25 protein-coding genes and 2 pseudogenes are annotated in these 26,568 nt (G+C 65.7%); 8 read left to right on the top strand and 19 right to left on the bottom strand.

Features of this window, described 5'->3' with window-relative positions; translation table 11 throughout:
* Positions 1-19 precede the first annotated feature (19 nt).
* Complete coding sequence (locus ASD37_RS30400) at positions 20-1,336, top strand: aspartate aminotransferase family protein (protein WP_200960039.1); 1,317 nt, start codon at positions 20-22, stop codon at positions 1,334-1,336.
* Positions 1,337-1,535: 199 nt separating this feature from the next.
* Here the strand turns inward: ASD37_RS30400 and ASD37_RS30405 are convergent, their stop codons facing one another.
* Positions 1,536-3,767: a tetratricopeptide repeat protein gene (locus tag ASD37_RS30405; protein WP_056560961.1), complete on the bottom strand. Its 2,232-nt coding sequence runs from the start codon at positions 3,765-3,767 to the stop codon at positions 1,536-1,538.
* A gap of 67 nt (positions 3,768-3,834) precedes the next feature.
* Here ASD37_RS30405 and ASD37_RS31770 point away from each other — a divergent pair, with 67 nt between their 5' ends.
* On the top strand, positions 3,835-4,005 hold the full coding sequence (locus tag ASD37_RS31770) for a hypothetical protein (RefSeq protein WP_156721185.1): 171 nt from the start codon (positions 3,835-3,837) through the stop codon (positions 4,003-4,005).
* A 437-nt stretch (positions 4,006-4,442) separates the two neighbouring features.
* Here ASD37_RS31770 and ASD37_RS30410 read toward each other — a convergent pair whose 3' ends face one another.
* The 5 genes from ASD37_RS30410 to ASD37_RS30430 form a co-directional block, all read right to left on the bottom strand.
* Positions 4,443-6,356 carry a primary-amine oxidase gene (locus tag ASD37_RS30410; RefSeq protein ID WP_056560964.1) on the bottom strand — a complete coding sequence of 638 codons (1,914 nt, stop codon included), beginning with the start codon at positions 6,354-6,356 and terminating at the stop codon, positions 4,443-4,445.
* Positions 6,357-6,479: 123 nt separating this feature from the next.
* Positions 6,480-6,797, bottom strand: coding sequence for a hypothetical protein (locus tag ASD37_RS30415; protein WP_056560967.1), 318 nt, complete (start codon positions 6,795-6,797; stop codon positions 6,480-6,482).
* A 29-nt stretch (positions 6,798-6,826) separates the two neighbouring features.
* Entirely contained in the window at positions 6,827-8,131 is a 1,305-nt protein-coding gene (locus ASD37_RS30420; RefSeq protein ID WP_056560970.1) for an NAD(P)/FAD-dependent oxidoreductase, read from the bottom strand.
* A 409-nt stretch (positions 8,132-8,540) separates the two neighbouring features.
* Positions 8,541-9,038: a helix-turn-helix domain-containing protein gene (locus ASD37_RS32805; protein ID WP_056560973.1), complete on the bottom strand. Its 498-nt coding sequence runs from the start codon at positions 9,036-9,038 to the stop codon at positions 8,541-8,543.
* Between the two features lie 54 nt (positions 9,039-9,092).
* Positions 9,093-10,253, bottom strand: a complete 1,161-nt coding sequence (locus ASD37_RS30430; RefSeq protein WP_235568601.1) for a cytochrome P450 — start codon at positions 10,251-10,253, stop codon at positions 9,093-9,095.
* Between the two features lie 367 nt (positions 10,254-10,620).
* Between ASD37_RS30430 and ASD37_RS31265 the strand changes: the two genes are divergently transcribed.
* Both ASD37_RS31265 and ASD37_RS32470 read left to right on the top strand, forming a co-directional pair.
* Positions 10,621-10,863, top strand: coding sequence for an acyl-CoA dehydrogenase family protein (locus ASD37_RS31265; protein ID WP_255354960.1), 243 nt, complete (start codon positions 10,621-10,623; stop codon positions 10,861-10,863).
* Positions 10,827-11,777: a TetR/AcrR family transcriptional regulator gene (locus ASD37_RS32470; protein WP_056560976.1), complete on the top strand. Its 951-nt coding sequence runs from the start codon at positions 10,827-10,829 to the stop codon at positions 11,775-11,777. The genes ASD37_RS31265 and ASD37_RS32470 overlap by 37 nt, the downstream gene beginning before the upstream one ends.
* Before the next feature lie 219 nt (positions 11,778-11,996).
* Here the strand turns inward: ASD37_RS32470 and ASD37_RS30440 are convergent.
* Positions 11,997-12,215 (bottom strand): annotated as a pseudogene (locus ASD37_RS30440) (phytanoyl-CoA dioxygenase family protein); the annotation flags it as partial.
* Positions 12,216-12,475: 260 nt separating this feature from the next.
* On the opposite strand from ASD37_RS30440, the gene ASD37_RS32810 reads away from it, so the two are divergent.
* Positions 12,476-12,958 carry a hypothetical protein gene (locus ASD37_RS32810; protein WP_370073107.1) on the top strand — a complete coding sequence of 161 codons (483 nt, stop codon included), beginning with the start codon at positions 12,476-12,478 and terminating at the stop codon, positions 12,956-12,958.
* Between the two features lie 18 nt (positions 12,959-12,976).
* Positions 12,977-13,897: a prolyl oligopeptidase family serine peptidase gene (locus ASD37_RS30445; protein WP_235568608.1), complete on the top strand. Its 921-nt coding sequence runs from the start codon at positions 12,977-12,979 to the stop codon at positions 13,895-13,897.
* 101 nt (positions 13,898-13,998) lie between these two features.
* Here ASD37_RS30445 and ASD37_RS32590 read toward each other — a convergent pair whose 3' ends face one another.
* The 11 genes and pseudogenes from ASD37_RS32590 to ASD37_RS30495 all read right to left on the bottom strand — a co-directional run bounded on the left by ASD37_RS32590 (position 13,999) and on the right by ASD37_RS30495 (position 24,284).
* Positions 13,999-14,127, bottom strand: coding sequence for a hypothetical protein (locus ASD37_RS32590; protein WP_255354959.1), 129 nt, complete (start codon positions 14,125-14,127; stop codon positions 13,999-14,001).
* Between the two features lie 363 nt (positions 14,128-14,490).
* Positions 14,491-15,468 (bottom strand): nitronate monooxygenase family protein, encoded by a 978-nt coding sequence (locus ASD37_RS30450; RefSeq protein WP_235568602.1) that lies wholly within the window; start codon positions 15,466-15,468, stop codon positions 14,491-14,493.
* A 98-nt stretch (positions 15,469-15,566) separates the two neighbouring features.
* Complete coding sequence (locus tag ASD37_RS30455; RefSeq protein WP_056560986.1) at positions 15,567-16,490, bottom strand: alpha/beta fold hydrolase; 924 nt, start codon at positions 16,488-16,490, stop codon at positions 15,567-15,569.
* A 339-nt stretch (positions 16,491-16,829) separates the two neighbouring features.
* Positions 16,830-17,330, bottom strand: a complete 501-nt coding sequence (locus ASD37_RS30465; protein WP_056560992.1) for a nuclear transport factor 2 family protein — start codon at positions 17,328-17,330, stop codon at positions 16,830-16,832.
* A 92-nt stretch (positions 17,331-17,422) separates the two neighbouring features.
* Complete coding sequence (locus ASD37_RS30470) at positions 17,423-18,064, bottom strand: TetR family transcriptional regulator (RefSeq protein ID WP_056560995.1); 642 nt, start codon at positions 18,062-18,064, stop codon at positions 17,423-17,425.
* 84 nt (positions 18,065-18,148) lie between these two features.
* Positions 18,149-18,283: pseudogene (locus ASD37_RS32815) on the bottom strand (IS3 family transposase); the annotation flags it as partial.
* 112 nt (positions 18,284-18,395) lie between these two features.
* A complete protein-coding gene (locus ASD37_RS30475) occupies positions 18,396-19,574 on the bottom strand; it encodes an FAD-dependent monooxygenase (RefSeq protein WP_056560998.1) in 1,179 nt (392 codons plus the stop codon).
* Complete coding sequence (locus ASD37_RS30480) at positions 19,571-19,771, bottom strand: hypothetical protein (protein ID WP_056561001.1); 201 nt, start codon at positions 19,769-19,771, stop codon at positions 19,571-19,573. The genes ASD37_RS30475 and ASD37_RS30480 overlap by 4 nt, the downstream gene beginning before the upstream one ends.
* Positions 19,768-20,904, bottom strand: coding sequence for a VOC family protein (locus ASD37_RS30485; RefSeq protein ID WP_056561005.1), 1,137 nt, complete (start codon positions 20,902-20,904; stop codon positions 19,768-19,770). Before ASD37_RS30485 ends, ASD37_RS30480 begins: the two co-directional genes overlap by 4 nt.
* 39 nt (positions 20,905-20,943) lie before the next feature.
* Positions 20,944-22,695 (bottom strand): FAD-dependent monooxygenase, encoded by a 1,752-nt coding sequence (locus ASD37_RS30490; RefSeq protein WP_162253336.1) that lies wholly within the window; start codon positions 22,693-22,695, stop codon positions 20,944-20,946.
* The gene (locus ASD37_RS30495; RefSeq protein WP_235568603.1) at positions 22,692-24,284 is read right to left on the bottom strand and encodes a long-chain fatty acid--CoA ligase; all 1,593 of its coding nucleotides are present in this window, start codon (positions 24,282-24,284) and stop codon (positions 22,692-22,694) included. The genes ASD37_RS30490 and ASD37_RS30495 overlap by 4 nt, the downstream gene beginning before the upstream one ends.
* Before the next feature lie 326 nt (positions 24,285-24,610).
* On the opposite strand from ASD37_RS30495, the gene ASD37_RS30500 reads away from it, so the two are divergent.
* A complete protein-coding gene (locus ASD37_RS30500; protein WP_056561011.1) occupies positions 24,611-25,330 on the top strand; it encodes an alpha/beta hydrolase in 720 nt (239 codons plus the stop codon).
* Positions 25,331-25,401: 71 nt separating this feature from the next.
* Here ASD37_RS30500 and ASD37_RS30505 read toward each other — a convergent pair whose 3' ends face one another.
* Positions 25,402-26,076, bottom strand: a complete 675-nt coding sequence (locus ASD37_RS30505; protein WP_056561014.1) for a TetR/AcrR family transcriptional regulator — start codon at positions 26,074-26,076, stop codon at positions 25,402-25,404.
* A 204-nt stretch (positions 26,077-26,280) separates the two neighbouring features.
* Here ASD37_RS30505 and ASD37_RS31780 point away from each other — a divergent pair, with 204 nt between their 5' ends.
* The gene (locus tag ASD37_RS31780) at positions 26,281-26,433 is read left to right on the top strand and encodes a hypothetical protein (protein ID WP_156721186.1); all 153 of its coding nucleotides are present in this window, start codon (positions 26,281-26,283) and stop codon (positions 26,431-26,433) included.
* Positions 26,434-26,568 lie beyond the last annotated feature (135 nt).

Here is a 26,568-nt window from a genome sequence, read left to right on the forward strand (position 1 = left end):
CTGAACTAGGAGGAAGTCCGTGACCACGACATCGAGCCCGGTAACCGACGCGGCGGCGACGGTGACCACGGCCACCGCCCTCCTGCGCCGGCGAGCGACGACCTTGGGACAGCACTCACCGCTGTTCTACGACACGCCGCTGGCCATGGAGTCCGCCTCGGGAGTGCATCTCACCGACGTCAACGGCAACGTCTACCTGGACGGGTACAACAACGTCCCCCACGTCGGGCACTGCCACCCCCACGTCACCGGCGCCGTCTACGACCAGCTGCAGCGACTCAACATCCACACCCGCTACCTCAACGACCGCGTGCTCGACTACGCCGAACAGCTTCTGGCCACCTTCGACCAGCCACTGGAGCGGATGTTCCTCACCAACAGCGGCTCCGAAGCCAACGAACTTGCCTTGCGCGTCGCGCGCCAGCACACCGGCAACACCGGGGTCCTGGTGTCGGACTTCAACTATCACGGCAACACCACCAGTGTCGCCGAGCTGACCACCGGCCTGACAGTCCGCGAACCCCTGGGTGCCTACGTCCGCACGATCACCGCTCCGGACCTCGACCACGTCGACGGATCCGAAGACGCCGTGCTCGCCGAGGCCTTGGCCTCCGTGGACGCCGCGATCACCTCGCTGCAGGACCACGGACACGGCGTCAGCGCGCTGCTGTTCGACCCGCTGTTCTCCACCGAAGGGCTGCCCCGGCTTCCCCGCCGCTACATCGAAGGCGTCGCCGCCCGGGTCCGCGCCGCGGGCGGATTGGTCATCTCCGACGAGGTGCAATCAGGCTTCGGCAGGGTCGGCACACACATGTGGGGCCACCAGATGCACGGTCTGACACCAGACTTGGTGGTGCTGGGAAAGCCGATGGGCAACGGGCACCCCATGGGTGGAGTGGTCACCACCGCCGCGCTGCTCGAGGAGTTTGGCAGCCAGAACACCTACTTCAACACCTTCGCCGGCAACCCCGTCTCGGCCGCCGCCGGGCTGGCGGTGCTGGAGGTGATCGAGAGCGAAGACCTCGTACAGACCGCACATGCGTGTGGGCAGCTGATGCACCGCGAGCTGACGCGACTGGCCGATTCCTACGACTTCCTCGGCGCGGCGAAGGGGAGCGGCATGTTCCACGGGCTGGAGTTCCTCAACCCCGAAACCGGGAAGCCCGCACCCGAATTGGCCAAGCAGATCGTGGAGGGCATGGTCGCCCGCCGGGTGTTGATCAGCCGGATCGGTAAGTTCAACAGCATGCTGAAGATCCGCCCGCCCATGCCCTTTGGGACCGAGCACGCCGAGATCCTCCTCGACCGACTCACCGAATGCCTCGACGGCGTGTGACGCCACCTCCTCGGAGGTGGCGGTTCGTCGTCGACCTCTACATCGGGCCGTCACGGCTGACCGTCGAGGTCCACCGCCCTCGCGCGGCCACCGACCACCGGCGAACACACGCCGGGTGTGCATCTATGGGGAGCTGAGGCTCCACGGTGCATCCGGTCGACTCCAAGCCTGTCGTGGCGGGGGTGTTACGGGCTCGTCTTTACTGCAGGCCGGAGGCTTGCCGCGCCCAGTCTCGGTGCCACCGCGTTTGGGTGGCCTGGTCGACTTGGCCGGTCTGGTCGAAGTACGCCAACGCTTCGTCGAAGAGGGCGATGCCGTTCTCGAATTCCCGCAGTGAGCACAGGGCAACGGCCAGGTTGTTCGCAGCCTCTGCGTGTCCCTGTGCGTCCAGCATGGAGATGCTGATCTGACGGGCTTCGGTGAGTGCGTCGACTGCCTTTCGGGCGGCCCCGGTGTCCCCAGTGGTCTCCGACAGCGCAATGTAGGCCGCACCGAGATTGCGGAGCGTCAGCGCAAGGCCTGGTAGGCCACCTAGAGTGCGCCGCAAACGCACAGCGTGGAGGAGTTGCGTGACCCCCTCACCGGGGCGGCGCGCTTTGACCAGGACCGCACCGAGGTTGGTCAGGGTTCCCGCCGCGGGGTACGGGTGCGTCGCCGGCGGGCACTGCCGTAGATCCTTGCGGTAGATCGCGATCGCGTCGTCCAGGCGCCCTTGTTGCTGAAGGAGATTGCCGATGTTGCTGCGCGCGCCGCTGGCTCGATCGAGGTCGCCGAGGTGTTCGTACATTGTCACGGCCTCCGCGAACAACCTGTGGGAGGCGTCGTACTTGCGCTGCATGCGAAGTGCGGTGCCCAGATTGCTGAGCGCACTGGCTGCGGCGTGCTGCGGCGGGACGCGGGCTGCCACCGAGGCTGTAATGGCGGCGACTTCGTAGAAGTCTTCCCGCCAGTGAGCTTGACTGTTCAGCAGGTCGCCGAGAGGGACCCCGAATTCCAGCAGGAACGTTTCGTAGCCGTCCCGGTCGGCGATGGCGGAGACGATCGAAATCGCCGTTGTGCGTTCAGCGTCGAACCACGCCGCTGCCTTGGCCGGGGTTGTGAACACCTGACGAGTGGTCTCCGACGCCACCGCGGTGAGCCACTCAAACGCCATCATGACCGCAACGCCGTACTTGTGGATCAGGTTCTTCAACGCGCGATCGGCGTCTTCTGGATCGTGGCCGGCCATTTCACTGGCGAAGATTCGCACCAGGTCGTGCATGCTCCACCGGTTCGCCACGTGCTGTTCTACGAGATGTGCACGTACCAAGGCCATCAGCTGCGGGCGGATCGTGCCCGCGTCGGCATCGATGAGCCAACGTGCCGCGTCGAAGCCCACGTCGCCACCGGGAACTTGGGACAACAACCTGAACAGTCGTTGCAGGTGGTCCGGTAGGCGGTTGTACGACAGCGCCAATGCTGCTCTCACGGAGAGGCGCTCGTCGTAGTGGAGTGCGTCCAAGCGATGTTCTTCGGCTCGGAGCTCCGCCTCGAATTCCCTTATCGGGCGCGAGGGTTCGTCCACGATCAACGAGGCGATGATCTGCAGCGCCAGTGGTAGGCGGTCACACAGCTCGGCCAAACGCGCGCTCGCCTCAGGATCTGAGTCGACTCGGAGATCACCGCCGACGTGGGTCTCTTGCCGGAGCAGGTCGACGGCGTCGGCGATCGGGAGGAGGTCGAGTGCGATGGGGAGGTGGCTGGCGTCGTGGGGGAAGGTGTCGCGAGTGGTCACCACCGTCCGGTGTAGGGGGCTGGCGGGGATCAGGCCGTTGATCTGTGCTCGGTTGCTGACGTTGTCCAACCAGATCAGGACTGCCTGTCCGGCAGCTGCACGATGGTCGAGGACCTCGTGATAGAGCCGCGAGCGCGCCGACACCGAATCGGGTATCTGTGCGCCGGGAACTCCCAGCCCCTGCAGCAGCGGCCCGTACATCTCGGTGGCCTGCACTCGGTCGGTGGCGGCGTCGTATCCATGGAGGTCTGCGAAAAGCGCTTCGGTGAAAGGTTTTTGGCTGACGGCGCTACTTGCTACGTGCCGGACGAGCGCAGTCTTTCCGACCCCGGGAGCACCGATCACGATGGCGGCGGCTCGTCCGCTGAGCGTGGGCTCGTCGAGGAGGTAGCCGGACAAGGTCGTGATCTGTTCCTTGCGGCCCACGAACGTCGACGCGGAGGACTGCATGGCCGCTAGCGGCAGGACTGAGGTCGTGGCTTTCGGTGGCGGCGGCACAACGACATTCAGGTTCCCGACACTGCCGATCGCGACGGCGCGAGGAGTCGTCATGGTGAGGTGCTCGACGCTGCCGATGGCGTTGGAGTTGTTGTCGGCCCTGATCTCTATGCGGACGCCGCGTTCATCGCGCGATGCGCCGTCGTCCTCGGTGCCCATCGGTCAGCGGTCGTCGTGCGCAGGGGAATCGCTCTCACCTGTACTCGGTGGCGGCGAACCACCAAGGGTGACTGGTCCCGTCACGTTCCAGGCGGCGAACGAATGGTTCTTCGCCGAGATCGAGACGCCGCCGCTGGCGATCGACGTGTCGCCGCTATCTGCTGAGGTGGCCACGGTTTCACCGCTGACCGAACCACTGGCCGCGGGAGCATCCGGGGGCACGACTGATTCGGAGTGACGCCGTTCGATTAACCACGCCCACACACCCGATGCCACCACGACCACGACGCAACCTGCGACAAGTGCCCACCACCACGGCGAGGGCTGGTCCCCGGTGAGCCGGTTGAGCGCATACCCGCCCGCAGGGGCGGCCACGGCGTCGAGGATGAGCGGCCCTACGAACGGCTGAATACGCGTCGATCCGGCCACCCTCGATCACCCACCCTCGTTGCCAGGACCCAGAGAGTCTGGCTCTCCGGAAGGTTGTTCTCCAGTATGACCACGGCATGCGACAGTGTGACGCTCCTCGTGGACGCGTCCCGGACACGATCCTGGCAACCGGGGCTGTGATCGTGTTCTCCTAGGCATCCCAACCGACTGTGAACAGCTCGTCCCAAGTGCGATCGCGGAGAATCGGCACCGCCGCCCCCGCCATGGACTCGACGACGTCGAGGCTTAGTCGAGGCGGGCAGGGTCGCCGGTGGTGTGGCAGTGCGTGGCCGAGGGCGGGACGTCGAGGGCGGGGTTGCGGTCGAAGAATCCGTAGGGTTTCAGCTCGAAGCCGGTGTAGTCCACCGGCATGATGGGCCAATCTTCGGGGCGCGGGAAGTGGGTGAGCCCGAAGGTGTGCCAGATGACGAGGTCGGTGTTCTCGATGTTGGCGTCATCGGCGACGAAGGCCGGCAGTCCGGAGTTCCCGGCATGCTGATTGACGAAATCGCCTGCCGAGTACCGCTCGTCATGGTCGTACGCGGTCACCCACAGATGCTTGGTGGCGAACATGGCGCGCTTGCGGATGGGTGCGTCGTCGTCGGCGAGCAGGACCGGGTTGCCTTCGGGGTGCAAGGCGTAGGCGACGGGGTTGCCGAGATAATTGTGTGAGGTCGAATTGGACACGTGCCACGCACGTCCCCGTGCCGGCTCGGCGAGGCGTTGGCCCTGCGATTCGGTTCTCAGTGTGGTCCGTGAGGTCGTGAACGCGTTTCCGCGTTCGTTTCCCGGGCCCATCGGCACACGGAGCACTTCGACCTCGTCGACGGTGTTGGTGAGTCCGTCGACCTCCATGTCGAGGCGGGCGCTGAACAGATGCTGGTGGTAGGGCGCGCCTAGGCCGGGGGCGATCTCCGAGGCGTAGGGGTAGTCCTTGCCCGGGTAGGCGGAGGTGAACACGATGCCGGTGGCCTTGGCTTCGAAGCCGATGGTGCCGTCGAGGTAGAGGTACCAGTAGAAGCCGTAGTCGTAGTTGCCGACGGTGGTGAAGAACGAGATGACCAGGCGGCGTTGCCGTCGTGTCTCGGAGGTTCCGGCCCACAGGTCGGTGTGCTTCCACAGGATCCCAAAGTCCTCTTCGTGGATGCAGACGGCGTTGGGGATGATCTTGGGGTTGCCGAACTCGTCGGACAGCACGGCGTCGAGATAGGTGATGTCACCTACGCAGTCACAGCCGAGCTCCAGGGAGTTGGCGAATCGTCCGACCAGGTATTCCCCGGTGTCGAAGTAGTTCTGCCATGAGCGCACCGGTGACGGGTCGCCGTAGGGCACCACCATCTCCGCGATCGACGCCCGAGCGATGATCGGCCGCACCCTACCGTTGTCGAGGAACCCGACCTTCTGAAGGAACAGACCTTCTCGGGCGTCGAAACCGACTCTCAGGGACCACTTCTCCCATTCGACGTAGTTGTCGACCATGGTGAAGCTCGGCCCGTCGGGCTGGGTGATGCGGATTTCCTTCTGACTGGTCCGTAGTGGTCCGAACACCGATGTGTCGGTGAAGTTTCCCGACGTGGTGGGGATGGGCACCGCGCCCAGGTCGATCACCTGGTCGACGGTCTTGTTCACCACGTCGACGTAGGCGACGAGCCCGTCGACGGGATGCGCCCAGGCATGGTCTTCGGGATGGTCCTGCACGAAGGCCAGCCCTCGCAGAATGCGTCGGCCCATCTCCTCGGGGTACTCGAACACCCCTGCCGACAGCGGTGCCACCCGCACCTGGGCGACGTCCAAGTCGCGGGCGGCCAACGCCGCTAGCCACTCGGGGTCGGTGGACAGGACCTGCTCGACGAGTTCGAATTCCTCGTCCAGGACGGGAAGTTGGCCATCGACGCTTTGGTCGAGTTCTCGCACGGAGTCGACGACGCCCCGGGTGACGGAGACGACGACGTCCAGCGGCGGCGCTCCCGCGACGTCGTGGAGCAGCACCCGGAACCGGCGATCGAAGGCCTCCTCGCCGTGGGCGGGTTCCACGAGGCCGACGTAGACGAAACGGGTGGACCCCCGCACTCGGCCCGTGTCGGCCAGGAGTGCTCGGACGCATTCGATTTCATAAGCAGTCACCGCCGCCAAGGGATGTGCTGACACTGCCGGGGTCATCGTCGTCTCCTAGATTCTTCTCTGTGAAAACCGCTGTCGCGCAACGGCTCGTTGTAGTTGCTAACGTGCTGAGATCTACGGTTCGGTGAGTATCTCTCCCCGGAATCTGTTAGCGATCAGTCGTCATAGGCCGTCGTCGAGTGGGCTCACTGCACCCTCGGGGAAATCCAAGGCATCGATCGACACGTCGCGCAGTGCGGCGAACATCGCCATGAAGTGGGGGAGGTTCGGGGCGTCGTCGTTGGCGGCGTCGGCCGCTTCGGCCGTGCGGTAGATCCAAACATCGGCCCATGATCCGTCGCTTCGCTTGCCGCAGAACGGAACTGCGAGCAGGTCCGGGTGAGCTGCCTTGACTTCTTGGATCGCGGCCGCGCGCAGCCGAAGGTACTCGGCCTCCTCGGCCGCGATGGAGTAGGTGACGATCTCCGCGCAGTAGGACATGTCTTCCTCTTCCGGTCTGTGATGTGCAATTAGGGGTGCAGGTCAGCCAGCGTGCAGACGGCGATCCTCTTGCCGCTTTCGATGGCCCCGTCGATGAAGCCGGCCCACCCTTCGGCGTAGTCGCTGCCGGCCAGTCGTACGCGGCCGAATGCATTGTGCGCCGCGGTCTGAACCGCCTCGAGCTGGTTGGGGCGCAACATCGGCCAGGTCTGCCGCGCCAGCTCGTCGGCTACCCAGTCATGGGCGTCGATCGCCAGCACCTCGATGTCGGGAATCCACTGTTGCAGTGCGGCTTCGACGGCCGAGCGGTCGGTGACGTCGATCGCGTGCGCGTCGGGGCCGAACGCAACGATCAAACTGTCGCCGTCGACGTCGTACTCGTATTGGAAGAAGTTCAGTGGACACGAGCTGGGGCCCAGGGCGGCGACGTGACCGATGGACCCCTTGACGCGCACCCAGACCTTGCAGCCGGTGGAGGCCTGGCCTTCCGTGGCGACTGCCGTCAGGTCCGACGGCAGTGCGGGGGTGAAGTCGATGCTGTTCAGAATGTTGAGCGGCAACGTGACGATCACCTGTCGGGCGGTGACGACCTCGCCGGTGGTCAGCTCGACCCGTGCTCCGTCTGCGCCGGAGGATATGCCGCGGACGCGGGCATTGAGCCGGATGTCGGCGTTGGTCTGTGCCGCGATGGCCTCCAGCAGCGCCTTCGTCCCGTCGGCCAGCTTAAAACTCGCACACGCCTCGAACAGGAGGTGCCAGTTGCCGCCGGTCAGCGCGCACCAGCGCAAACCCTGGCTGTAGGCCGACACCTCTGGTCGCCCGTTGAAGTTCAGCGCCCACATGCCCTCGACGAGTGCCTGTTGGTCGTCGTCGAGACCGAGTTCGTTGATCCTCTCAGCGACCGTGATGTCATCAATTCCTTTGACCTGGTCGGACACCGGATGGATCCGATAGGGATTGGGGAACAACGCTGCCGAGTCGGCCAGAACTGCCGTCATGCCCGGGTCCAGCAGGGCGAACATCTCCTCGGCGGTGCCGCGCTTGACCTGACCGCCGCTCTGCCACAGGGCCGTGTCGGGGCTAGGGCTGTTGACCAATGGAAGTCCGTAGCGCTCGATCTCGGCCCACACATGCGGTTGGCTCCAGTGAACCCACGTTCCGCCGAAGTCCAGAGACTTGCCAAGGTCACTGTCTCGGGTCCAGGTCCGACCTCCGAGCCGGTCACGGGCCTCGAGGAGGATCACCGACGCGCCACGCTGGGTCAATTCGCGAGCCGCAGTGATACCGGCGAAACCGCCGCCGACGATCACGACGTCCGTTTTAAAACTCGACATCACCGAACTCCTGTTGTCAGTCCGCCCGGCCGGCGACAGTCGGGAGGTGTGGTGTTGACCACTATGCGCCGGGAGGTGGGGTACGAACTTGTCTGTGTGCGCACCAAACGTGGGCATCTGCGGTCAGGTGGAACGTCGGACGGATTCCTGATGGAGCCGAGGATTGGAAGCGGACTGGACCTTGCAATCAGCGGTGATGCGCGGCGCACGGCTAGGGCGCGTGGCATCGATAGTGAATGGCCCTGTGGTACAGCCGTCTCGCGATCCCGCTTCTATGCACTTTCGATTCCCGCCTGCAGTTGCGGGGGTGTGCGCTCACACCGCGCCCGTCTTCACGTCGGTGGCGCGGGTCATCTGGCTACTGGCATCCGCGCCAGACCTCAGCGGTGCGTTCTCCGGAGAGTTGGTTTCACATCGTTGGCGCCCGAAGCGTGCGCAGGCATCCGGGCACCCCTGCGCACAGTCGTAGACGAAAACTGGACGCGCTGGCCCCCAGCAGATACAGCTCGGGGCCAAGTGACCAGCGGCCGGTGTGCGCATTTCGGTCGACCATTCCTTCGCCGTCCAGGGTGGTTTGGAGACGATGAGCCGTGGGCCGGGGCAACCCGGCGGCCGTCGCCGCCTCGGTGGTCGACAAGCCACTGGACGCGCAGCCGGCGTCGAGCCATCGAATGACGTCGTCGGCCAGTCCGAACGGTTTCAAGACGCCATGGCGCACAGCGGTGTTGATCGAGGCCGCGATGGCCCGGCGGTATTGATGGCAACCCAGTTCCACGTAGGTGTCGTACATGGCGCGTTTGGCGACCGAGGTTTTGATCGTGTCGGCCAGGAGCCAGGCGAGCCGTTCGGGCCGCAGAGGGTCGTGCTGTTCACTGGTGCGGGGGTCTTCGATGATGGCGTCCTTCATCGAGGAGCGTGGGCGCCACCATTCTCGACGCCTGCTCGGCGGCCACGTTCGGCGTCACCGCGAGGGACCCGTTTGTCTGGCCGGTGAGTTGCCGCGGTGGTCTGCGCCGAAGGTGGCGCGGAAGGACGCGAAACCTTGCAGGGTGTTGTTGAGGAGCGGCACGGGGGCGGAGGTCGTGATGTCGGCGACGACGGGGATCATGGCTCGCAGCAGTGCGTGCATCTCCAGCTTGGACAGATGCATTCCGACGCAGGCGTGCGCGCCGAATCCCCAACCGAGGTTGGCTCCCTTGCGGTGCAACGAGAACACCTCGGGGTTCTGGTACTGGGTTTCGTCCATGTTGGCCGAGGCGTAGAGCAGGACGACCCGGTCGCCTGCTCGCAGTTGTGAATCTTCGATCTCGACGTCGCGGTGGACGACTCGGGTGAATCCCCGCACGGGTGAGGACAGGCGCACGGCCTCGAGTGCGGCCGCCGGTACGAGGTCGGGATTGTCGCGCAATTCGTCCCAGACACCGGGAGTACGGGCAAGGCTCCACAGCAACTGGGCCGACGCCAGGATGGTGGTGTCGAGGCTTGGGCTGATGATGCCGATCATCATGGTCTTGGCTTCCTGCACGCTGAGGATTCCGTCGTCGGCTGCGGCGATGATGGCCGCGGCCCAGCCACCGGGAGACAAGTGCTCCGGCCGTAGTGCACGGGCGTATCGCACGAAGCGCAGCGAGTCCGGCAACGCCGCCAGGCCACGACGATTCAGTGGACCCAATCCGTTGAATCCGGCGCGGGCCCAACGCAACATCTGGCCGTGGTCGATGTCGACGCCGATGAGATCGGCGACCACGCGCACCGGAAGGTGGGTGGCGAAATCCGACACGCCGTCGAAGGTGCCGCGCTTGAGGAGTTGGTCGACCAGGCCCGAGGCTTCCTGCTGCAGTGTCGGCTCGACGTCGGCCAAGGCCTTGGCCGAGAGCGAGTGCAGCAGGACACGCCGGCGGTTGGCGTGCTCGTCGCCGTCGCTGGCGACCGTGGTGCCCTGGGTGAGTGCGTTCGTCAGCTTGTTGGCGGCGACGCCGTGACCGCTGCGGAAGGTGTCGTCGTCGCGCAGCGCTTGACGGACGTCGCGGTGGCGACCGACCGCCCACATCTGATGCTTCGGTAGCCATACCGCGGCGCCGGTCTCGCGGATCCGGCGGTAGGTCTTGACAGGGTTCGACAATGTCTCACGACCATAGAGGTCCACGCCCAAGCGTGGTCCGGTGTGACGAATCCTTTTGTGCAACAGCATCATCGTCGTTCAACCTCGTCTTGGCGGTCGCCAGAGGCGAGACCGCCCTCGGCTGTGATGTCCGCCTCACATTAGCAATTATGGTGCGCCACGGCAACATTTTTATTGATAGGTGACCATTTAATCCTGGACCCCAACCGTGGTGCATCAACTCCCTGCGCTCGGCCAGATCGATTGCAGCCACAGCGATGTGAGTATCTCCGTCGCACGGGTGTGGTCGCCGTGATCGTCGAGGTAGGCGCTGTCCCCGGCGAGGGCCGGCCTCAACGTCGAACGCGTCATCATCGGAGCGCTCTACCTGGGTGGGGCACAACGCGCCTTCGACGACGCCTTGGCCTACGTAGGCCAACGCCACCAGTTCGGGACTCTCATCGGTTCCTTTCAAGCGCTCTCGCACCGACTCGCCGATCTGGCCACCGAACTGGAGGCCACGCGACTACTGGCCTCCGACGTCGTCCAACGCGTCGAAAAGACCCCCGGCAGCTGCTGCTGCAAGCCGCGTCGATGGTCAAGCTCAAGGCAACCGAATTGGCCAAGCTGAGCACACTGGAATGCATGCAGATGCTCGGCGGGTACCTCTACGCCACCGAATACGGCATGGAGGAACTCGTCCGATCCGCCCTGGCCTCCACCAACGTCGGCGGCACCAGCGAAGTCCAGCGCGACATCATCGCCAAGACCCTTGGCCTGGGATCTCGGCGACCCTCCCTCAGCAAATGGACGCCTAGCAATATATTAATGGTCGATCTCATGCATACTAGGGCGATGGCTGTGGTGAGCGGAGAGACCCAGGAGCGGCGGCGCGGCCGACCCAAGGCCTCCGACGGCGTGCCGCTGGACACGATCCTAGCCGTGGCACTAAGGCAATTCGCCCTGCTCGGCTACGACGGTGCCTCACTGCGGACCATCAACCGTGAGCTCGGTGTCAGTCACAACGTTCTACATCAGCGCTTCGGCACCAAGGAGGGGCTCTGGCGCGCGGCGGTCGACCACGGGTTCGGCGGCCTGGTCGGCTACATGCAAAGCGTCTTCGACCCCACCATCACCGAACCGCTGGAACAGCTGCGCTTGGCGTTGCGACAGTTCCTCGTCTACTCACACGCCCATCCGGAACTGCTGGCCCTGATGAATTACGAAGGGCGACAATCCACCGAGCGCCTCGACTACATCTTCAGGCGCTACATCACACCCTCGCAGACCCAGATCGTCCGCCTGCTCGCCCACCTCGCCGACGACGGCACCATCCGGCGGATTCCGCACAGCACCTTCTTCTTCCTCGCTACCCACGGTGGGGCGGCACCCTTCACCCTTGCACCCCTCGCCGCGGCACTGGGCTCGCCCTCGCCCACCGCAGCCAACGGCGCCGACGTCGAGAAGCACGCCGACCTGGTCTCCACCGTTCTCATCGAGGGTCTGCGTCTGCGACCGGTCAAGGCGCGGCGCAAGCGCCCCTAAATCCCGCATCCGCAGAGTTGCGCGTGCGCGACACCCGCAGTACCGCGGGTCCTCACCGCACTCACCCGAGAACTGGCCGTCGTCACGTCGCCCACCGGGATGGGTGCGCCACGGCGCGCCCGGCACCTGGCGGCACCCCACGGTCGCGCGCTCACCAGAAGCCTTGACGCCTCGGCGGTCTGGGGTGGCAACCCGTCACCATCCGACCTCCGGGCAGTGGAAGAAAACGACCGATCCGGCGGGCATCACCACACTGACGTGCTCATCGGTGTGGGCGGGTTTGCGGGTGTCATCCCAGTTGTGTCTGCCGGGGATGACCACCGTTGCACCATTGTCGGCGGTGAAGTTGGTGATCGCCCAGATGGTAGCTGCGCTCAGCGCAGCTCTCGGGCGGGAGGCGGGATACATGCAGACGTGACGAAAGTCGTTGTGCGGCATTGGTTTGTTTAGGCAGATCGCGGCCCTGCGTCAATTCGCGTCTCCGAGCGGGTGGACATGAAAGTGAGAATTCTTGGTGTGGACATTGCGTGAGCACGGTTGCTTCGTCGCAGATAAGAGGATCTCAAGTGGACACCAAACTTGAGAAGCCACAGGTGATGATGAGTCGGACGGACGGTGAGGTGAGCTGACCTGACCTGACCTGACCTGACCTGACCTGACAAGTGGTGAGGAGTGTGACCGGCCATTGGACATCAGGTATGAGACGCGGGTACTGCAGGGGCGGCAGTTCGGTTGCGGGCCATGCCGAGGCCCGGCGCTTGAACCCTCTAAAGAGGGTGTCGCAGTGGATCGCCCTTGTGCTTCTGCGCCTATGCGGTACAGCCCATCCAGGCGCCGTTCGGCCGACGCTGTCGGACCTCATCGGCGAGATCCTTACGCCCAGTGAGATATTCCGAATCCGGTGTGCAGCGGGCAACGTGCGCTTGCACCGGTCCAGACGCAAGCACTTCCATGATCCCGTCGTAGGCGCCCTCGACCTGGCCTTCGACACCATGACGTTGTCGGCCGATGCCGGGCTCGCCTTGACCGCGTACACCGCCGAGCCCGCAGCGCCTCTGCCGACGGTCTGGTGTTGTTGGCGAGTTGGTCGGCCAACCATTCCGCGGGGAACTCCGCGGAAGCGGCGCCGGCCACCGGCGCGGAGCATTGGTGACCGACGCACGCATCGCAAACTGTTCTAGGCTGGGCGCGTGACAAACATGTCAACGATCGAGGACATTCAGTACAGCGGGTCCGACGGCGACGCAGACAAGTCCGGCCATCTGCTTGACCTCTACCTCCCTGAGGCGACTGAGCCAGTGCCCGTAGTTATTTGGACGATGGGCAGCGGATTCACCGCCCCGGCGGGCAGAATCGCAGGCGACATTTTCGCCCGGCAGTTCGGACCGCACGGCTACGCGGTGGCGGCGGTGGCGGTGCGTGGAAGCGGTCAGGCGCAGTTTCCGGCCCAGCAGGACGACACCCTCGACGCGGTGTCCTTCCTACGGCGCAACGCCGCAACCTATGGGCTCGACGCCGGACGCTTCGCCTACGTCGGCCATTCCTCGGGCGGCTGGAGTGCGGCGGTTGCCGGCACCCAGGGTTCCGGCGACAGTGCCGTCCAGGCAGCCATTGCGCTGTCGTCACCCACCGACATCGGGAACATGGACCGGCAGGCGCTGCCGGACGCCGCGCACCGGTTGGCGGTGCGCGGTCCCGACGGTGGGGCGGGCCTGAACTCGTTCGACGGGCGCCACGAGGCTGCAGAGTCCCCCGAAGGGCGGCTAATCGGCGGGCGGGTCAGTGCCCACCCCGGCAGGGCGGCGGCGGCAAGCCCGGCTCTGCACGTCACCCCTGACGGGCCGCCGTTTCTCATCGTCCACGGCACCGAGGACGAATACGTTCCGTTCGCGCAGGGCACTACGCTGTACACCGCGCTTCAGGCAGCAGGCCGAGACGTCACCTTCGTGACGTTGTCCGGCGGGAACCATCTGGACGCCATTCCACCGTGGAATCTCGGCGCCGCCCAAAGCGCCACGCGAGCGCACTCCCGCAACGGCGAACCGCCGGTGATCACCCCGGTGATCGGAGACGGGTGGTCGGTGCTCGTCGACTTCGTGAACGCCCACCTGCGTGCTTGATCAGTTGCCCAGGTGTACTCCAGGGTTTCAGCGGTGATGGGAAGTCCCAGACCCTCCGCCCAGCGAAATGCCCTGTGGGACAACCGGTCGCCACGATTCGATCAGACTCCCACGGAAAGAACGGGGTAGGCGTCTTCGCTGAACTCGCGGGAATGTGCCTGTTCGCCGGTGACGAACAGTATCGGGCGGGGCGAGATCGTCTCGATGTCGTTGGACGGGTAAAGGTTCACGAACTTGACGTTGCTGGCGGGGGTGGATTGCTCGCTCGAGTACTACGGGCCGGTTCATCATGGGAGAGCATCGGGTTGGGCACCCGCCACGCCCCGACGGCGCCATCGAAGCGGACACTTGGCCCAGGTGATCACGGCGGTGCTCGTCGACGGACTGCGCCCCTTTGACCCTCGCCAAATGTTCAGCACGCCCGTCGGCCCAATACGACGATTCGCACATGCAGTTTCGCGCATCGTCGATCTGGACGGTTTCATCCTTCTGTAGGACCGGCATGGGTTCTCTTGTATGAAGAATGCGCGAGTGGTGCCTGCCCAACTCGTGGATTCGACCGGCATGGCACCGGAGCTCATGCTGTGCGGTTTTCACCGGGTGATCGACCGTGCGGCGCCGAGTGCTTTTCGGGTGGTGGCTATGGCTTCGGCGTATTCGTGACGGATCTGCTCCACGAGTTCCGGGGTCGAACTGGTCGCGGTGGTCGCCGAAACGCTGTGTCCGGCACTAAAGAAGCCAGTGTTGTCCGAGGTGCCATCGAGGTCGGGTAACACAGTGGCACCGAATGCGTCGACGACGTCGTGGGCGGGTGTTCTCTTGGGTGCCTTGATCATGTTGGTCCACAGGCCGGTGTGCGCGGTGGTCAGTTCGATGTCGTCGAGGGTTGCCTCGACGACGGCGCGACGGTATTGCGGCGATGCCGCGCTCTCGTGCGTCGCGATGAACCTGGTGCCCATGTATCCGAGGTCGCAGCCGGCGGTTCTGGCCGCCAGTAGCGATGCGCCGTCGACGACGCCGCCGGCCAGGATCAGGGGGCCGTCCCAGACTGCGCGCGTTGCCCGGATGAACGCCAGTGGATTGGCCCAGCCAGTCTGGCCTCCTGCGCCGGCGGCTAGCAGGATTAGGCCGTCGACACCCGCGTCGATGGCACGTTGGACATGGCGCAGCGAGGACACGTCGGAAAGCACCAGGATGCCCGCATCGTGCAGCGGTGTCACGACTGCGGCCGGTGAGCCGACACTGGTAATCACCGCCGGAACACGATGGCGAATAAGCACATTCAGATCCTCGGTGCGGCGGGCGTTGGTCGTGTGCACGATGAGATTCGGCATCACCGGGCCGGCGGGCATGCTCGCCCGCGCGGCGGCATCGCCGCATTCGGTTAGCCAACGATCCAGCTCGTTGGTCGACCCGCAGTTGTGGGTCGGGAACGACACCGCCACTCCTGAGGCCGATGCGGCCAAGACCAGATCGAGGCTGGACACCCCGGTCATCGGCGCGACGATCAAGGGAAGGACCAGGGCATCGGCCATCGCTGAGAACCGTTCGCGGCGGTCGGGTTCACTCACCGATCAACACCGACTGCATCGCGGGGCCGTAGGTACGACGTCATGGCAGCCAGGGCCCCGCGACAGCCTGCGGGCTGCCCGGAAATGGTCGATGCCGGTCATCGGAGGAGGCGCAGGATCTCGGCGGCTAGGCCCGCGGGGTTACTGGACTGAATCGTGTGCCCGGCGTCGGGAACTTGCGCCCAGGTGGCACCGGGGATGAGGCTGGCCAGCTCGATCGCACCGTCGATCCCCAGGATTGGGCTGCGCTCACCGCGCAGCACGGTGGTGGGGCACCGAATCCGGCTGGCGAGGGCGCGTAGGTCGTCACCCAGCGGGACCTCGATCTCCGTGAACTGCGCGGTGTCGTATTTGAAGGTCAAGCGCCCGTGGTCATTCCAGCGCAGGTTGGCTGCGGTGGTGTCGCCACCGGCGACCCTCGACGGTGAGCGCTGAGCGAGGAAATCGTCGACCTCGTCCATATCGGCGAACGTCGGGTTGGCCGTGATCAAGGCGTGTACCGAGCCCGTACCCGTCCGGTTGACCGCGGGCGCGACGTCCAGCACGGCCAGACCGGCCGCTGCGGGCCGGTTTCTCGCCGCCCACGCCATCGCGCCGATTCCGCCCAAGGAGTGACCGACGACCACGACGCGTTCCAAGTTGAGCGCGTCGACGACAGCGTCGACGTCATCGGCGATGGCCTGGGCACTGTATTGGCCGCGCTCGGCCCATTCGCTGTCGCCGTGGCCTCGAAGATCCATCGCGATGCATCGCGCGTATGGGCGAAGCAGGTTGCCCACCAGGTCGAAGGTGTGAGCATGTAGCCCTCCGCCGTGCAACATCAGTATCTCGGGGGTGTGCACCGGGCCCGGCCACTCCAAGTAGTGAATCGCGGGTGCGTCGCCGTTGGGCACCATGCCGTCGGCGGGCAACACCAGGCCTTCCGCGGCAATGTCGTGGCGAGTCGCGGCTACAAGCAGGCGCTGCTTGCGGGTCTGAACGGCATCCAGGCGCAGCGCGCGCAGCGACAGACGTCGGCTCATCTACGACCTCCCCATCCGTGGCCGCTCCCGGTAGAAGTTGACGTGGCGCGGCGAAGGGACACGACATCGCAGCGGGCCGGGTCACACAGGCGCAGGTCGCGGGCCATCATCAGCGAGGCCGTCACCGCACCGTAGGCATCGAAGACTGGTGCGGAGACCTGCATGACCTGCACCTCGGTTTCATGGTCCAACTCGGTTGTCAGATAGTCGCTGTGGCGCAATCGCTCGATCGATCCGTCGCGTGCTTGCCGATCGGGATCTGAGTCCGGGCCCCCGCGCACGGCGGCGAAACGACGTCTCCCGCCTGTGCCGGTCACCAGTGGCCTGTGACGCATACGTCTAGACCGGCGTCTTGAGATCGCCTACGCCACTTGCCTTGATCTCGTCGCGGTAGGCCTGTTCGAATCCGTTGTCGGTGTAGTAGCGGTAGGTGTTGATGAGCCCGGCGTGGTTGACGGTGAACCACACGGTGGCTCGCGCGCGGTAGGTCTTGCCGTTGGGTTGGACGACGCGGTCATCGGTGATGGGCCAGGGCCGATTGAGGGTTCCGGTCTCGTAGAACTCGCATACGACGGTCGCCCCGTCGACGGCGATGTCGATGAGCTCCCAGTTGGTGTCGTCGAATCCCTTGTTCCAGCGTTGGACCATGTCCTGGTACATGTCGCGACCCATCCGTTGCCAGTTCGACGATGCGCCGGCGCGGGTGAAGTCCGGTGCCATCAATTCCCACATGCCTTGGTCGTCGGCCTCGTTGTAGGCAGCGATGTATGCCATCACCGTGTCGAGCGGGGTTCGGGTGACCGAGGCTGCGGTCAGTTTCTTGGGGTCGAGGATGGTCACGAGGTCGTCCTTTCGATTCGATCAGTGGTCTCACCTTGCCGGCGGGACCACGCGTGAACTCTTTCTGGGCGCGGTGGCGCCCAAAGCTGTTGTCAAGCTGGCCGATGTCGGCCACCGGCGTTAGCACCCGTGGCGAAGGACGACGCCGCGAAACCGGTCCGGAGGACCTCCAGATGGTCGTGCAGGAGTTCGCGGACGTCCGCTGTTGGGTTGCTGAACCACAGTGTCAAGGTGGTGCGCACCGCTGCCAACGCGGCGGCCGCGAGCATCGTCACGACGACATCGCTCTGACTATGGCCGGTCCGCTGTGCGACGGCGTCGGCCACGGAGGTTTCCATTCGCCGTGACATGGAGGAGAAGCGTTCTCGTAGCCGCGGGTGGCGCCTCAGCAATTCGATCCGTGCGCGCCACAGCGGTGTGGTCGTGGCGGTGTCCACGAAGTCCACGAGGGCTGCCTCTACGGCGGTCAAGGGGTCTTCCGTCCGTGGTCGACCCAGGATCATCTCGACGAGCTCTGTGTGATCCTGCGGGCTCCAGCTGATGATCGCATCATCGCGTTCGGGGAAGTAGTTGAAGAACGTGCGACGAGAGACGTTGGCTCGCAGGCAGATTGCGTCGATGGTGAGCGCATCGAGGCCGTCGTCGGCGCACAGCGTCACGGCGGCTTCTCTTAGCGTCGCGTAGGTGGCTGCCTTCTTGCGTTCACGCAAGGCCGGCGTGGCGACGGCGTCCAATGAGCTTTCCCTTCGGTGCGCTGGGGCGTGAGCCCCACACTAGCCGCAATTTGCACTTAGTGCAAAATTGCACTGGGTGCATGTACGTTCTGGCGCGCGGAGGTCGCCGGAGGTGACGAACGGGCGATCCTCCTTGAGCGCGACTTTCTCCAAACCGGCATCGGCCAGAAGGCGCCTGGGGGTGGCGTTTTCACGTTCGAGGTCCTTGAGACGTTCGGCGTCCTTGGCCTACACCGCCGCGGTGTCCTTGCCCTAGACCAACAGCTGAACGGCCGCCATCAGCTTGCCGCCGTGTCGCCTGCGTGGTGGTTCTGAGTCGAGGCGATGGTGTTCATCGGGTGACGTCTGCCTGGTAGAGCCAGTCGAATCGCTCAGTGAGCATGTGAGGCCGTAGTTTGGCGGCGAGTTGCAGCGGCCGGTAGTGCAGGGTGCTGCCGTGGTGGAATCGGGTGGCGTTGCGACGGCTTTCGGCTTGGACCTTGCTGGTGCGCGGTAGCCGTCGTCGGGTGTAATCGGCGAGGGCCTCGGCTGGGTCGTCGTGACGATCGAGCTGCTCGGCCAGTACCCAGCCGTCTTCGATGGCCATGGATGCGCCCTGGGCTTGGAAGGGCAGCATGGGGTGGCAGGCGTCGCCGAGCAGTGCGACGCGTCCGTCGCTCCATCGTGGCAGAGGTGCCCGGTCGAACAGTGCCCAGCGGTAGTGGGCGTCGGCGCGGTCGACGAGGGTGGTGATGGTGGGGTGCCATCCGCGGAAGTCGGCGAGCGCTTCCTCGCGGGTCCCTTGCTGGGTCCAGGATTCGTCGGCCCACTTGGTGTGTTCCACGACGCCGACCAGGTTGGCGTAGGTGCCGGAGCGTACGCGATAGGTCACTGCGTGGCGTTTGTCGCCCACCCACACGCACGCCGTGGGTGGCGGTGCCAGATCGCCGAGCCGGTCGATGGGTACCAGGACCCGCCAGGCCACGTTGCCGGTGAAGCGGGGTGCTTCCTGACCGAGCATCTGGGTGCGTACTGCGGAGTGGATGCCGTCGGCCCCGATTAACACCTCGGCGGTGAGCTCTTCTCCGTCGCCGAGGGTCACCGTGACGGTGCGCTCGTCCTGCCGGTAGGACTCCACATGTGAGCTGGTACGGACGGTGACACCGGGTACCGGTCGCGCCAGTGCGGCGATGAGGTCGTAGCGCACGATGTGCAAGTACGGTGCGCCCCAGCGTGTTTCGGCGGCATCTTGAAGGTCGACGCGGAAGATGCGTTTTCCGGTGCGCCCGTAGCGCATCTCCAGTGCCTCGGGGCGGAAGGCAGTCTCGGCCAGGTCGTCGTAGAGGCCGAGCGCGCGGAGGACCTTGACGCTGTTGGGGGCGAGCTGGATGCCGGCGCCGACCTCTCCGATCTGACTGGCGCGTTCCAGGACGGTGACCTGCCAGCCGCGCGCCGCCAGGCCGCGCGCGGCGGTGAGGCCGCCGATGCCGCCGCCGGCGATGATCGCAGTCTTGCCGCGGGCGGTGCTCATGACGCGGTGATCATCGTGCGCTGGCTGCCCAGATCGATGCCGCGGTCGTCCGTGGTGACTTCGGCGGTGACGACGTCTCCGGGTCTGATCATGTCGCCGTTGACTCGCAGCCGCAGCCGCTGGTGTCGACGGGCGCGGCGCCGTTGCCGCTTTGGTCCCATCACCCCGTCGGCGGTCCGCAAGATCGTGATGGTCATGATCGGCCTGCTTTCATCAGCCCGCGCAGCCGCCGCACGGTGAATTCGTTGTCCTCGCAGAGTGCTTGGGCGATGTAGCGCAGTTCGTCTCGCAGTGAGCGCGGGTTGGTGCCCAGGAAGTCCGCGGTCGCCGGTGGGCCCCATTGAGCGAGGCCGGAGGCGGTGAACTCGGCCCATCCGGGATCCAGGGTGTTGTCGAACATGTCGCCGTCGGCGAAGTGTTCGACCATGAAGCCGTCGGGGTCGCGCCAGTAGTCGAAGATCTGGCTGCCTTGCACGTGGCGTCCGATGCCCCAGGAACGGTGATAGCCGTTGTCCTTGAGGTATTCGCCGCCGGCGGCCAGGGCATCGAGGTCGCACACCTGGTACGCGGAGTGGACGTAGCGGTTGACGGGTCCTAGGGCTAGGGCCAGGGTGTGGTGATCGGTGGGGGTGGTGCCGCGGTCGCAGCGGATGAAGCTCATCACCGGGCCGCGGTCCCGTTGGTCGGGGTAGTACTGAAAGTCGCTGACGATGAGGCCGAGGTGGTCGAGGTACCAGTTGAGCGTCGTGAGGTAGGTGGTGGTTTGCAGGACGACGTGCCCGAGGCGCTGGACGGTGGTGGGTTCGCGCGGTGGGCGTTGGGTGGTGTTGACCCGCTGCAGTTGGTGGTCCCAGTTGAACACCTGGGGGCTTTGTTGGGGGAGCTTGTCCAGTGGCTGCAGGCCGGCGACCACCCGGACCCGTACCCCGCTGGGGTCGGTCAGCTCGACGGCGAGGCCGCCGAGGGTGTCGGGCAGCGCCCTTGCGGTGCGGCCGGTGGCCCGCGCCAGGCGCAGCACGTCGGCATCGTCCTGAGCGGCGAAAGCTACTGCAGTGAAGCGGGTGTGGGGTCCGCGACGCAGGATGACGCAGGGCGCGCCGGGATCGGCACCGCGCAGGTGCAGCTCGTCGGGGGTGCGCAGCGTGGTCGCAAATCCGAAGGCGTGGGCGAACAGTTCGGCTCTGTCGAGGTCGGGCTTCTCGAATTCCAGCCAGGCGATGTCGTAGACCTTGATGATGGGGTTCGTGCAGCGGCCGGGGTGTTCACCCTTGCGGGCGCCCTGCTCGCTGTGCAGGTCCTGATGGGCGTCTTTCACGGCGTGGTCTTTCATGCAGTCGTCTCCTGTGGGGCTCTCGGGGGCGCGACGGTGTTAGGCGCCGCGGACGGTGTCGATGAGGCGCAGCGGATCCTGTGGTGCCTTGTCGGCACGCCAGGCGACGTGCTGGTCGGGGCGGATCAGGACGAGGTCGCGTTCATAGAGTCGGTGGGCGTGCTCGTCACGCACGTCGACGACGGTCAGTGGGACGCCACGCTGGTGTGCCGCGTCGGTCAGCGCGGTGGTGTCGGTGTCGGTGAAGCGCAGCAGTGTGAAACCGCAGCCGAACAGGTCAAACAGGGCGCGGCCATCGGCGAGGTAGACACTCGGTGGGCGCGATCCGGGCCAGGTGGTCGGGGTGTAGGCGTCGCGGGTTTGTGGGGGCGGGTATCCGGGTTCTGTGGCCACGATGGGGGAGTGGTCGTAGCGGTAGCCCAGCTCGATGCCCAGGGCTTCGTTCTCCAGGTTGCCCAGATCGGCGATCTCGCGGCCAAGGCGGCGGCGGGCGCGTTCGCCGTTCCATCCTTCGCTGTGGATGGTCTTGCGGAAGGCGGCCTTGATGGCCAACCGGACCAAGCTGTGGCGTTCGGCGGCGGCCTTGTTGCGCTGTGCCACCGTACGCCGTTCGGTTTCGTAGGCCTGCAACAGTTTTGGACCGCCCCAGCCGTGGATGAGGGCAGCCAGCGCCCAGCCCAGCCCGACCGCGTCGCCGACGCCGGTGTTCATGCCGTACCCGCCGGTCGGGGGGACTTGGTGTACGGCGTCACCGGCAAGCCACACCCGCCCGATGCCGTATCGGCGGGCCAGGGCTAGTCGGGGCGTCCACTCGTTGGCCACCAGGATGGTGCAGTCGAAGCGTCGGCCAAGGTGGCGGTAGAGGAATTCCTTCGGGTCGATGGCGGCGGCGTCCTCACCGACGCCCAGCGGGCAGTGGAAGGTCCACGAGTCGAGGTCGTTCTGGGAGATCAACGTCCACCCCTGCGGGGATTGGGCGTGCCAAATTCTGGCGAAACGTTGGCGCAGGTCTTGGTCGGTGCTGGTGAAGTGCACCATGAAGAAGCGCCCGTCGGCGGGCCGTTCGCGGTTGGCCGCCCAGGCGTGGCCGAGCATCGAGGCCACTCGGCGCAGACCGAGGTGCTCGATCGTCAGCCGCCGCAGGTCGGTGGAATCGACGTCGATGCACAAGGCCTTGCGGACGGTGCTGGCGGCGCCGTCACAACCGACCAGGTAGTCGGCCGTGACGCGGCGGGTCTGGCCGCTGTCCTTAGAGCGCAGTGTGGCGCTTACGCCGGAGTCATCGTGGGTGAAAGTGTCGACTTGCCAGCCATATTGGACGGTGACGTGTTCGTCGAGCGTTTCGTGCAACTCCCTGAGTGCTGGTTCGAGCAGGATCTGGGACACCCGCATGCTCGGTTCCAGCGGTAGGGTGCCGTCGTTGCGGGACCGGATGAGTGCGGCGGTGTCCTCGACGCTGGGGTAGGTGAACCGGGTCAGCTCCCAGCGGTCCAGACGCGTGACCCAGCTGACCACCATCGGGTGATCGGCGGGTACTGCGATCTTGCGGAGGTGATCGGCGATGCCCAGGCGGCGGAACAGCTCCATGCTGCGTCCGTTGGTGATGTCCATCTTGGGGTGGCGGGTGGTGGTGGTGTTGCGTTCCACCAGAAGCGCTTTGACGCCGTGTCGTTCCAATTCCAAGGCCAGTATCAAGCCGACGGGTCCGGCGCCGGCGATGAGCACCGGGACGTGCTCGGCCGCGTCGGGGCCAGGGTGGCCGGTCGCCTCGGCACTGGCCTCCGCGCTCACGAGGTGACCCCGTCGTAGAGGGCAGTGATGCGGTTGGCGTACTTCTGGGCGATGGGCTTGCGTTTGAGCTTCATCGTCGGCGTCAGCTCGTCGGAGTCGGGAAGCCATTCGTCGGTGAGGACGTCGTAGCGCTTGATCTGCTCCACCCGCGACAGTCGGCCGTTCGCGCGTGCCACCGCGTCGGCGATGTGCATTGATAGGTCGTCGCCCCTGGGCAGCGCGGCCGCGGCGGCGGTGTCGGCCACGATGAGGGCGACGTTGAACGGGCGCCCGTCGCCGATGACGCAGGCCTGACCGATGAGTGGGCTGCTCTCCTTGAGCCGCGCCTCGATGTTGCTGGGCGACATGTTCTTTCCCGCGGCATTGATGATCAGTTCCTTCTTGCGGTCGACGATGCGCAGCGCCCCGTCCTGCCCGAGGGTGGCGATGTCGCCGGTGTGTAGCCAGCCCTGCGCGTCGATCGTCTCGGCGGTGGCGTCGGGTTGGTTGCGGTAGCCGGCCATGACCATCGGTCCGCGCACCAGTAGTTCACCGTCGTCGGTGAAACCGATCTCGGTGCACGGTAGCGGCGGTCCGACGGCGTCGGCGGCGCCGCCATGGCCGGTGGGGATCGAGACGATGCCGGTGGTCTCGGACATGCCGTAGAGCTGGTGGAGCGGAACGCCGATCGCGGTGAAGAAGTCGATCACCGCGGGCGGGCAGGGCGCGGCACCGGTCAGCGCGGTGCGCAGCCGGTCGAAGCCCAGCATCTGCCGTAACGCACCAGGATCGGTCCCGCCGCCGTCGACGGCGCCGGCGATCGCCGATCGCAGCTTCTCCCACAACCGGGGCGGGGAGAAGAACACGGTGGGCCGCACCCGGGGGATCAAATCCATGATCGTCGAGTAGTCAGGACAACACACCACCGATGAGCCGACGGTCATCGGAATGTAGTGCGTGCTGGCCCGTTCGGCGATGTGGGCCATCGGCAGGGCGGAGATGGCGCGGTCCTCGGGACACGCCTCGATCAGCGTGGTCACCTCGCGGGCCATGGTCAGGATGTTGGCGTGGGTCAGCTCCACCCCCTTGGGAGGGCCGGTGGTGCCCGAGGTGTAGATCAAAGTGGCCACATCGTCGCCATCGACTGGCTCAGGATGCTCGATCGGATCGTGCTCGAGCAGGTCGTGCCACGACGGGGTACCGACGACGATGACGTGATCCACTCCAGATGCGGTCTGCTCCAAGCCGGCCTGCAACCGTGCGAGCAGCGCGGGTTCGGTGATCACGATCCGACACCCGGCGTCGCCGATCACGTGCGCAAACTGCTCGGGCGCGGAGGTGTTGTACATCGAGAACGGGATCGCACCCAGCAGCAGCGCTGCTGCATCGGCGAGATGAAATTCCGGCCGGTTGCTCAGTAACAGACCCAGCGTTTGCCCACGGCGTAATCCTGCCGCGCCCAACCCTCCCGCGACCCGGCTCGCGTCCTGCGAGTACTGGCTCCAGGTCAGGGTTACCGCCATGTCGGCGGTCAGGATGGCCGGTGCATCACCGCGGCGACGCGCGGTGTCGAGGAAGGCCTGCGCCAGCGTCGTGGTCTCAGTGCTCAACGCGGCATCCATGGCCGGCCTCCTGGCTTTCAAGACTGCGGAAAGTGTCGTGGCGAATCGGCCACAGATGCCAACCGTAAAGGTGACCCGTGTTGCATGTCAATATGTTAATTGACAACAGGCAATTTAGTCGCTTACGGTCGGGAACCGGGTGGGCGAGGAGGTGACGACGGTGGCCGATGGGACGAAAGAACTTGTTGGGCGTCGAGAACCCTGGCGGTCATAGCCCTGTGCCACAACGATTTTCGTCGACCGCGCAGGTCGCCGCACGGCACCGAACTCGCCGTCCCGCATCGAGCAATTCCCTCCAACGAACGGACTCCCGTATGACCGCACAACGGCCCACCCTTGTCTTCGTCCACGGCGCATGGCACGGGCCCTGGTGCTGGGACCGGCTCCGCGCGGAGCTCGGCGAGTTCACCTCGACCGCGGTGTCGCTTCCGTCCTCCGGGCCCGATCCGAGCGCACTGGGCGACTTCTCCGACGATGTCGCCGCGATTCGCGCGGCCGTCTCAGCCGTAGATGGTCCCGCGGTCGTGGTCGCCCACTCCTACGGAGGAGCGCCCGTAACCGAGGCTGCTTGTGGCCTAGAGAACGTCGCCGGCGTGATCTACATTGCCGCGTTCGTCTTGGACGTCGGCCAGCCCGCAGCGGCGGTGGCGGCCGGCGGGGGCGTTCCGGAGTGGTGGGACCTGCACTTCGACGAGGGGTATGCGGATGCGTTGCGGGGAGAAGAGGTCTTCTTCGGTGACCTCCCCGCCGCCGACGCCGCCAACTATGCCGCGCAACTGACTCACCAGAGCCTCGCCTCCGGCGCCGCCCCCCTGACCGACGCGGTCTGGGAGTACGTTCCGACGAGCTACGTCATATGCGAGTTCGACGCCACCACGCCGCCCGCGGCGCAAGACGAAATGGCGCAGCGGACCGGGCGCGTGCACCACCTCGCGACCGGGCACTCGCCGTTCCTGTCCCAGCCCGCTGAACTCGCCGCGCTGATCCGCGCGGATGTAGCCGACTTCGCAGAAACCCTCATCGTCGACTCCTGACCAACGTCCGGGACGGCCGCGAGTGATGACGAGTCCGGTGACGCCGATGAATCGGCGGTGTGTCAGAGGTTTCAGCGGCGGCCCTCGGTCGGCGGTAGACGCAAACCCTCTATGAGCATCGTGGAGACGAGCTCGGCGTGTTCTGCGATGCTGACGTCGTCGGCTGCCGCTGGCGAGCCCAGTGACTTGGCGAGTGCGGCGAGGGTGAACGGCGCCGCTCCACCGGCAGTGGCAAGGAAGAAGAACGTGGCATGCGGGACACGCCGAATGGTTCCGTCGTCGGCCAGGTGGGCTAGCAGGCGGGCGATCTGGCTCTGCGAGGGTGCGATGTAGCGCGTGACGATGTAGTCAAGTCGTTCAGTGGATTGCCGCCCTTCGGAATTCATCAGGGCCAGCAATTCGGGACGATCGTGGGAGTAGATGAGGAACTGGCGCACCGCCAGGCGTAACTGTTCCAGCGGTTCGGCGATCGTAGGGTCGAAGATGCCTTGCATGTAGGCGACCAGGCCGCCGAACCCAAAGTCGACCGCCGCCCGCCAAAGCCCTTCCTTGGTGCCGAAGCGCTGATACAAGAGGTTGTGACTGACGCCCAACTCGCGGTTGATGGTCCGCAGGGACGCGCCGTCATAGCCGAGCAGGGCGAACTGCTTGAGGGCCACGGCTAGAATCGTGTCTTCAGGGACGGCGGCGGAGGCCTTGGGTCGGCCGCGTCGGCGGTTGTGTATCTCGTCGCTCGCGGTGGTCACGTGCTCATTATGTACCACACTGACAATTTTTATATTGCTCAGCGTCCATTTGGCTGGCGGAGCGCCCCAAGGTCTCGAGTCACCTCCCGACCCGTCAGCCGCAGCGAGAGCGACCGGACCATCGCAGATCTAGACCGCTTCGTTTACGACCGCTCAACCGAGTGACACCAGCACCTCGCCTTTGCTGCCGGGCTGCATTCGTGCGTGGGGCAGATCTTGGCGCGTCAATCTGCGGACACGATCGTGACTGCGGTGACGGAGCGTTGCAAGCGGATCGAGCTCGAAAACGAGCCCGCGTACAACGGCATTCAGCATGCACGGCAATGGAAGACGACGAACCTGCAACTGACGTTCTAGGAGCGTGCGCGGCGCACGGACTGGGCTGTAACGCTTTTGGGGTGAGCGGTCGGAGTCACCAGTTTCCTTGCGGCTTCGAGGAGGTTCCGCCGGTAGAAGGCGCGAGAGCGGGAAGCTGCCTCCGACGCAGCCGTC

The organism is Mycobacterium sp. Root135 (genome assembly GCF_001426545.1).
In the GTDB taxonomy this organism is placed as follows: domain Bacteria; phylum Actinomycetota; class Actinomycetes; order Mycobacteriales; family Mycobacteriaceae; genus Mycobacterium.

Excerpts from the sequence above, each read along its gene's own strand:
- ASD37_RS30500 (WP_056561011.1), top strand. The coding sequence starts at position 24,611 with ATGACCGCACAACGGCCCACCCTTGTCTTCGTCCACGGCGCATGGCAC.
- ASD37_RS32810 (WP_370073107.1), top strand. The coding sequence starts at position 12,476 with ATGAGACGCGGGTACTGCAGGGGCGGCAGTTCGGTTGCGGGCCATGCC.
- ASD37_RS32470 (WP_056560976.1), top strand. The coding sequence starts at position 10,827 with ATGGTCAAGCTCAAGGCAACCGAATTGGCCAAGCTGAGCACACTGGAA.
- ASD37_RS30485 (WP_056561005.1), bottom strand. The coding sequence starts at position 20,904 with ATGAAAGACCACGCCGTGAAAGACGCCCATCAGGACCTGCACAGCGAG.
- ASD37_RS30415 (WP_056560967.1), bottom strand. The coding sequence starts at position 6,797 with ATGTCCTACTGCGCGGAGATCGTCACCTACTCCATCGCGGCCGAGGAG.
- ASD37_RS30420 (WP_056560970.1), bottom strand. The coding sequence starts at position 8,131 with ATGTCGAGTTTTAAAACGGACGTCGTGATCGTCGGCGGCGGTTTCGCC.
- ASD37_RS30455 (WP_056560986.1), bottom strand. The coding sequence starts at position 16,490 with ATGAGCCGACGTCTGTCGCTGCGCGCGCTGCGCCTGGATGCCGTTCAG.
- ASD37_RS30410 (WP_056560964.1), bottom strand. The coding sequence starts at position 6,356 with ATGACCCCGGCAGTGTCAGCACATCCCTTGGCGGCGGTGACTGCTTAT.
- ASD37_RS30445 (WP_235568608.1), top strand. The coding sequence starts at position 12,977 with ATGTCAACGATCGAGGACATTCAGTACAGCGGGTCCGACGGCGACGCA.
- ASD37_RS30480 (WP_056561001.1), bottom strand. The coding sequence starts at position 19,771 with ATGACCATCACGATCTTGCGGACCGCCGACGGGGTGATGGGACCAAAG.
- ASD37_RS32805 (WP_056560973.1), bottom strand. The coding sequence starts at position 9,038 with ATGAAGGACGCCATCATCGAAGACCCCCGCACCAGTGAACAGCACGAC.
- ASD37_RS30475 (WP_056560998.1), bottom strand. The coding sequence starts at position 19,574 with ATGAGCACCGCCCGCGGCAAGACTGCGATCATCGCCGGCGGCGGCATC.
- ASD37_RS30405 (WP_056560961.1), bottom strand. The coding sequence starts at position 3,767 with ATGGGCACCGAGGACGACGGCGCATCGCGCGATGAACGCGGCGTCCGC.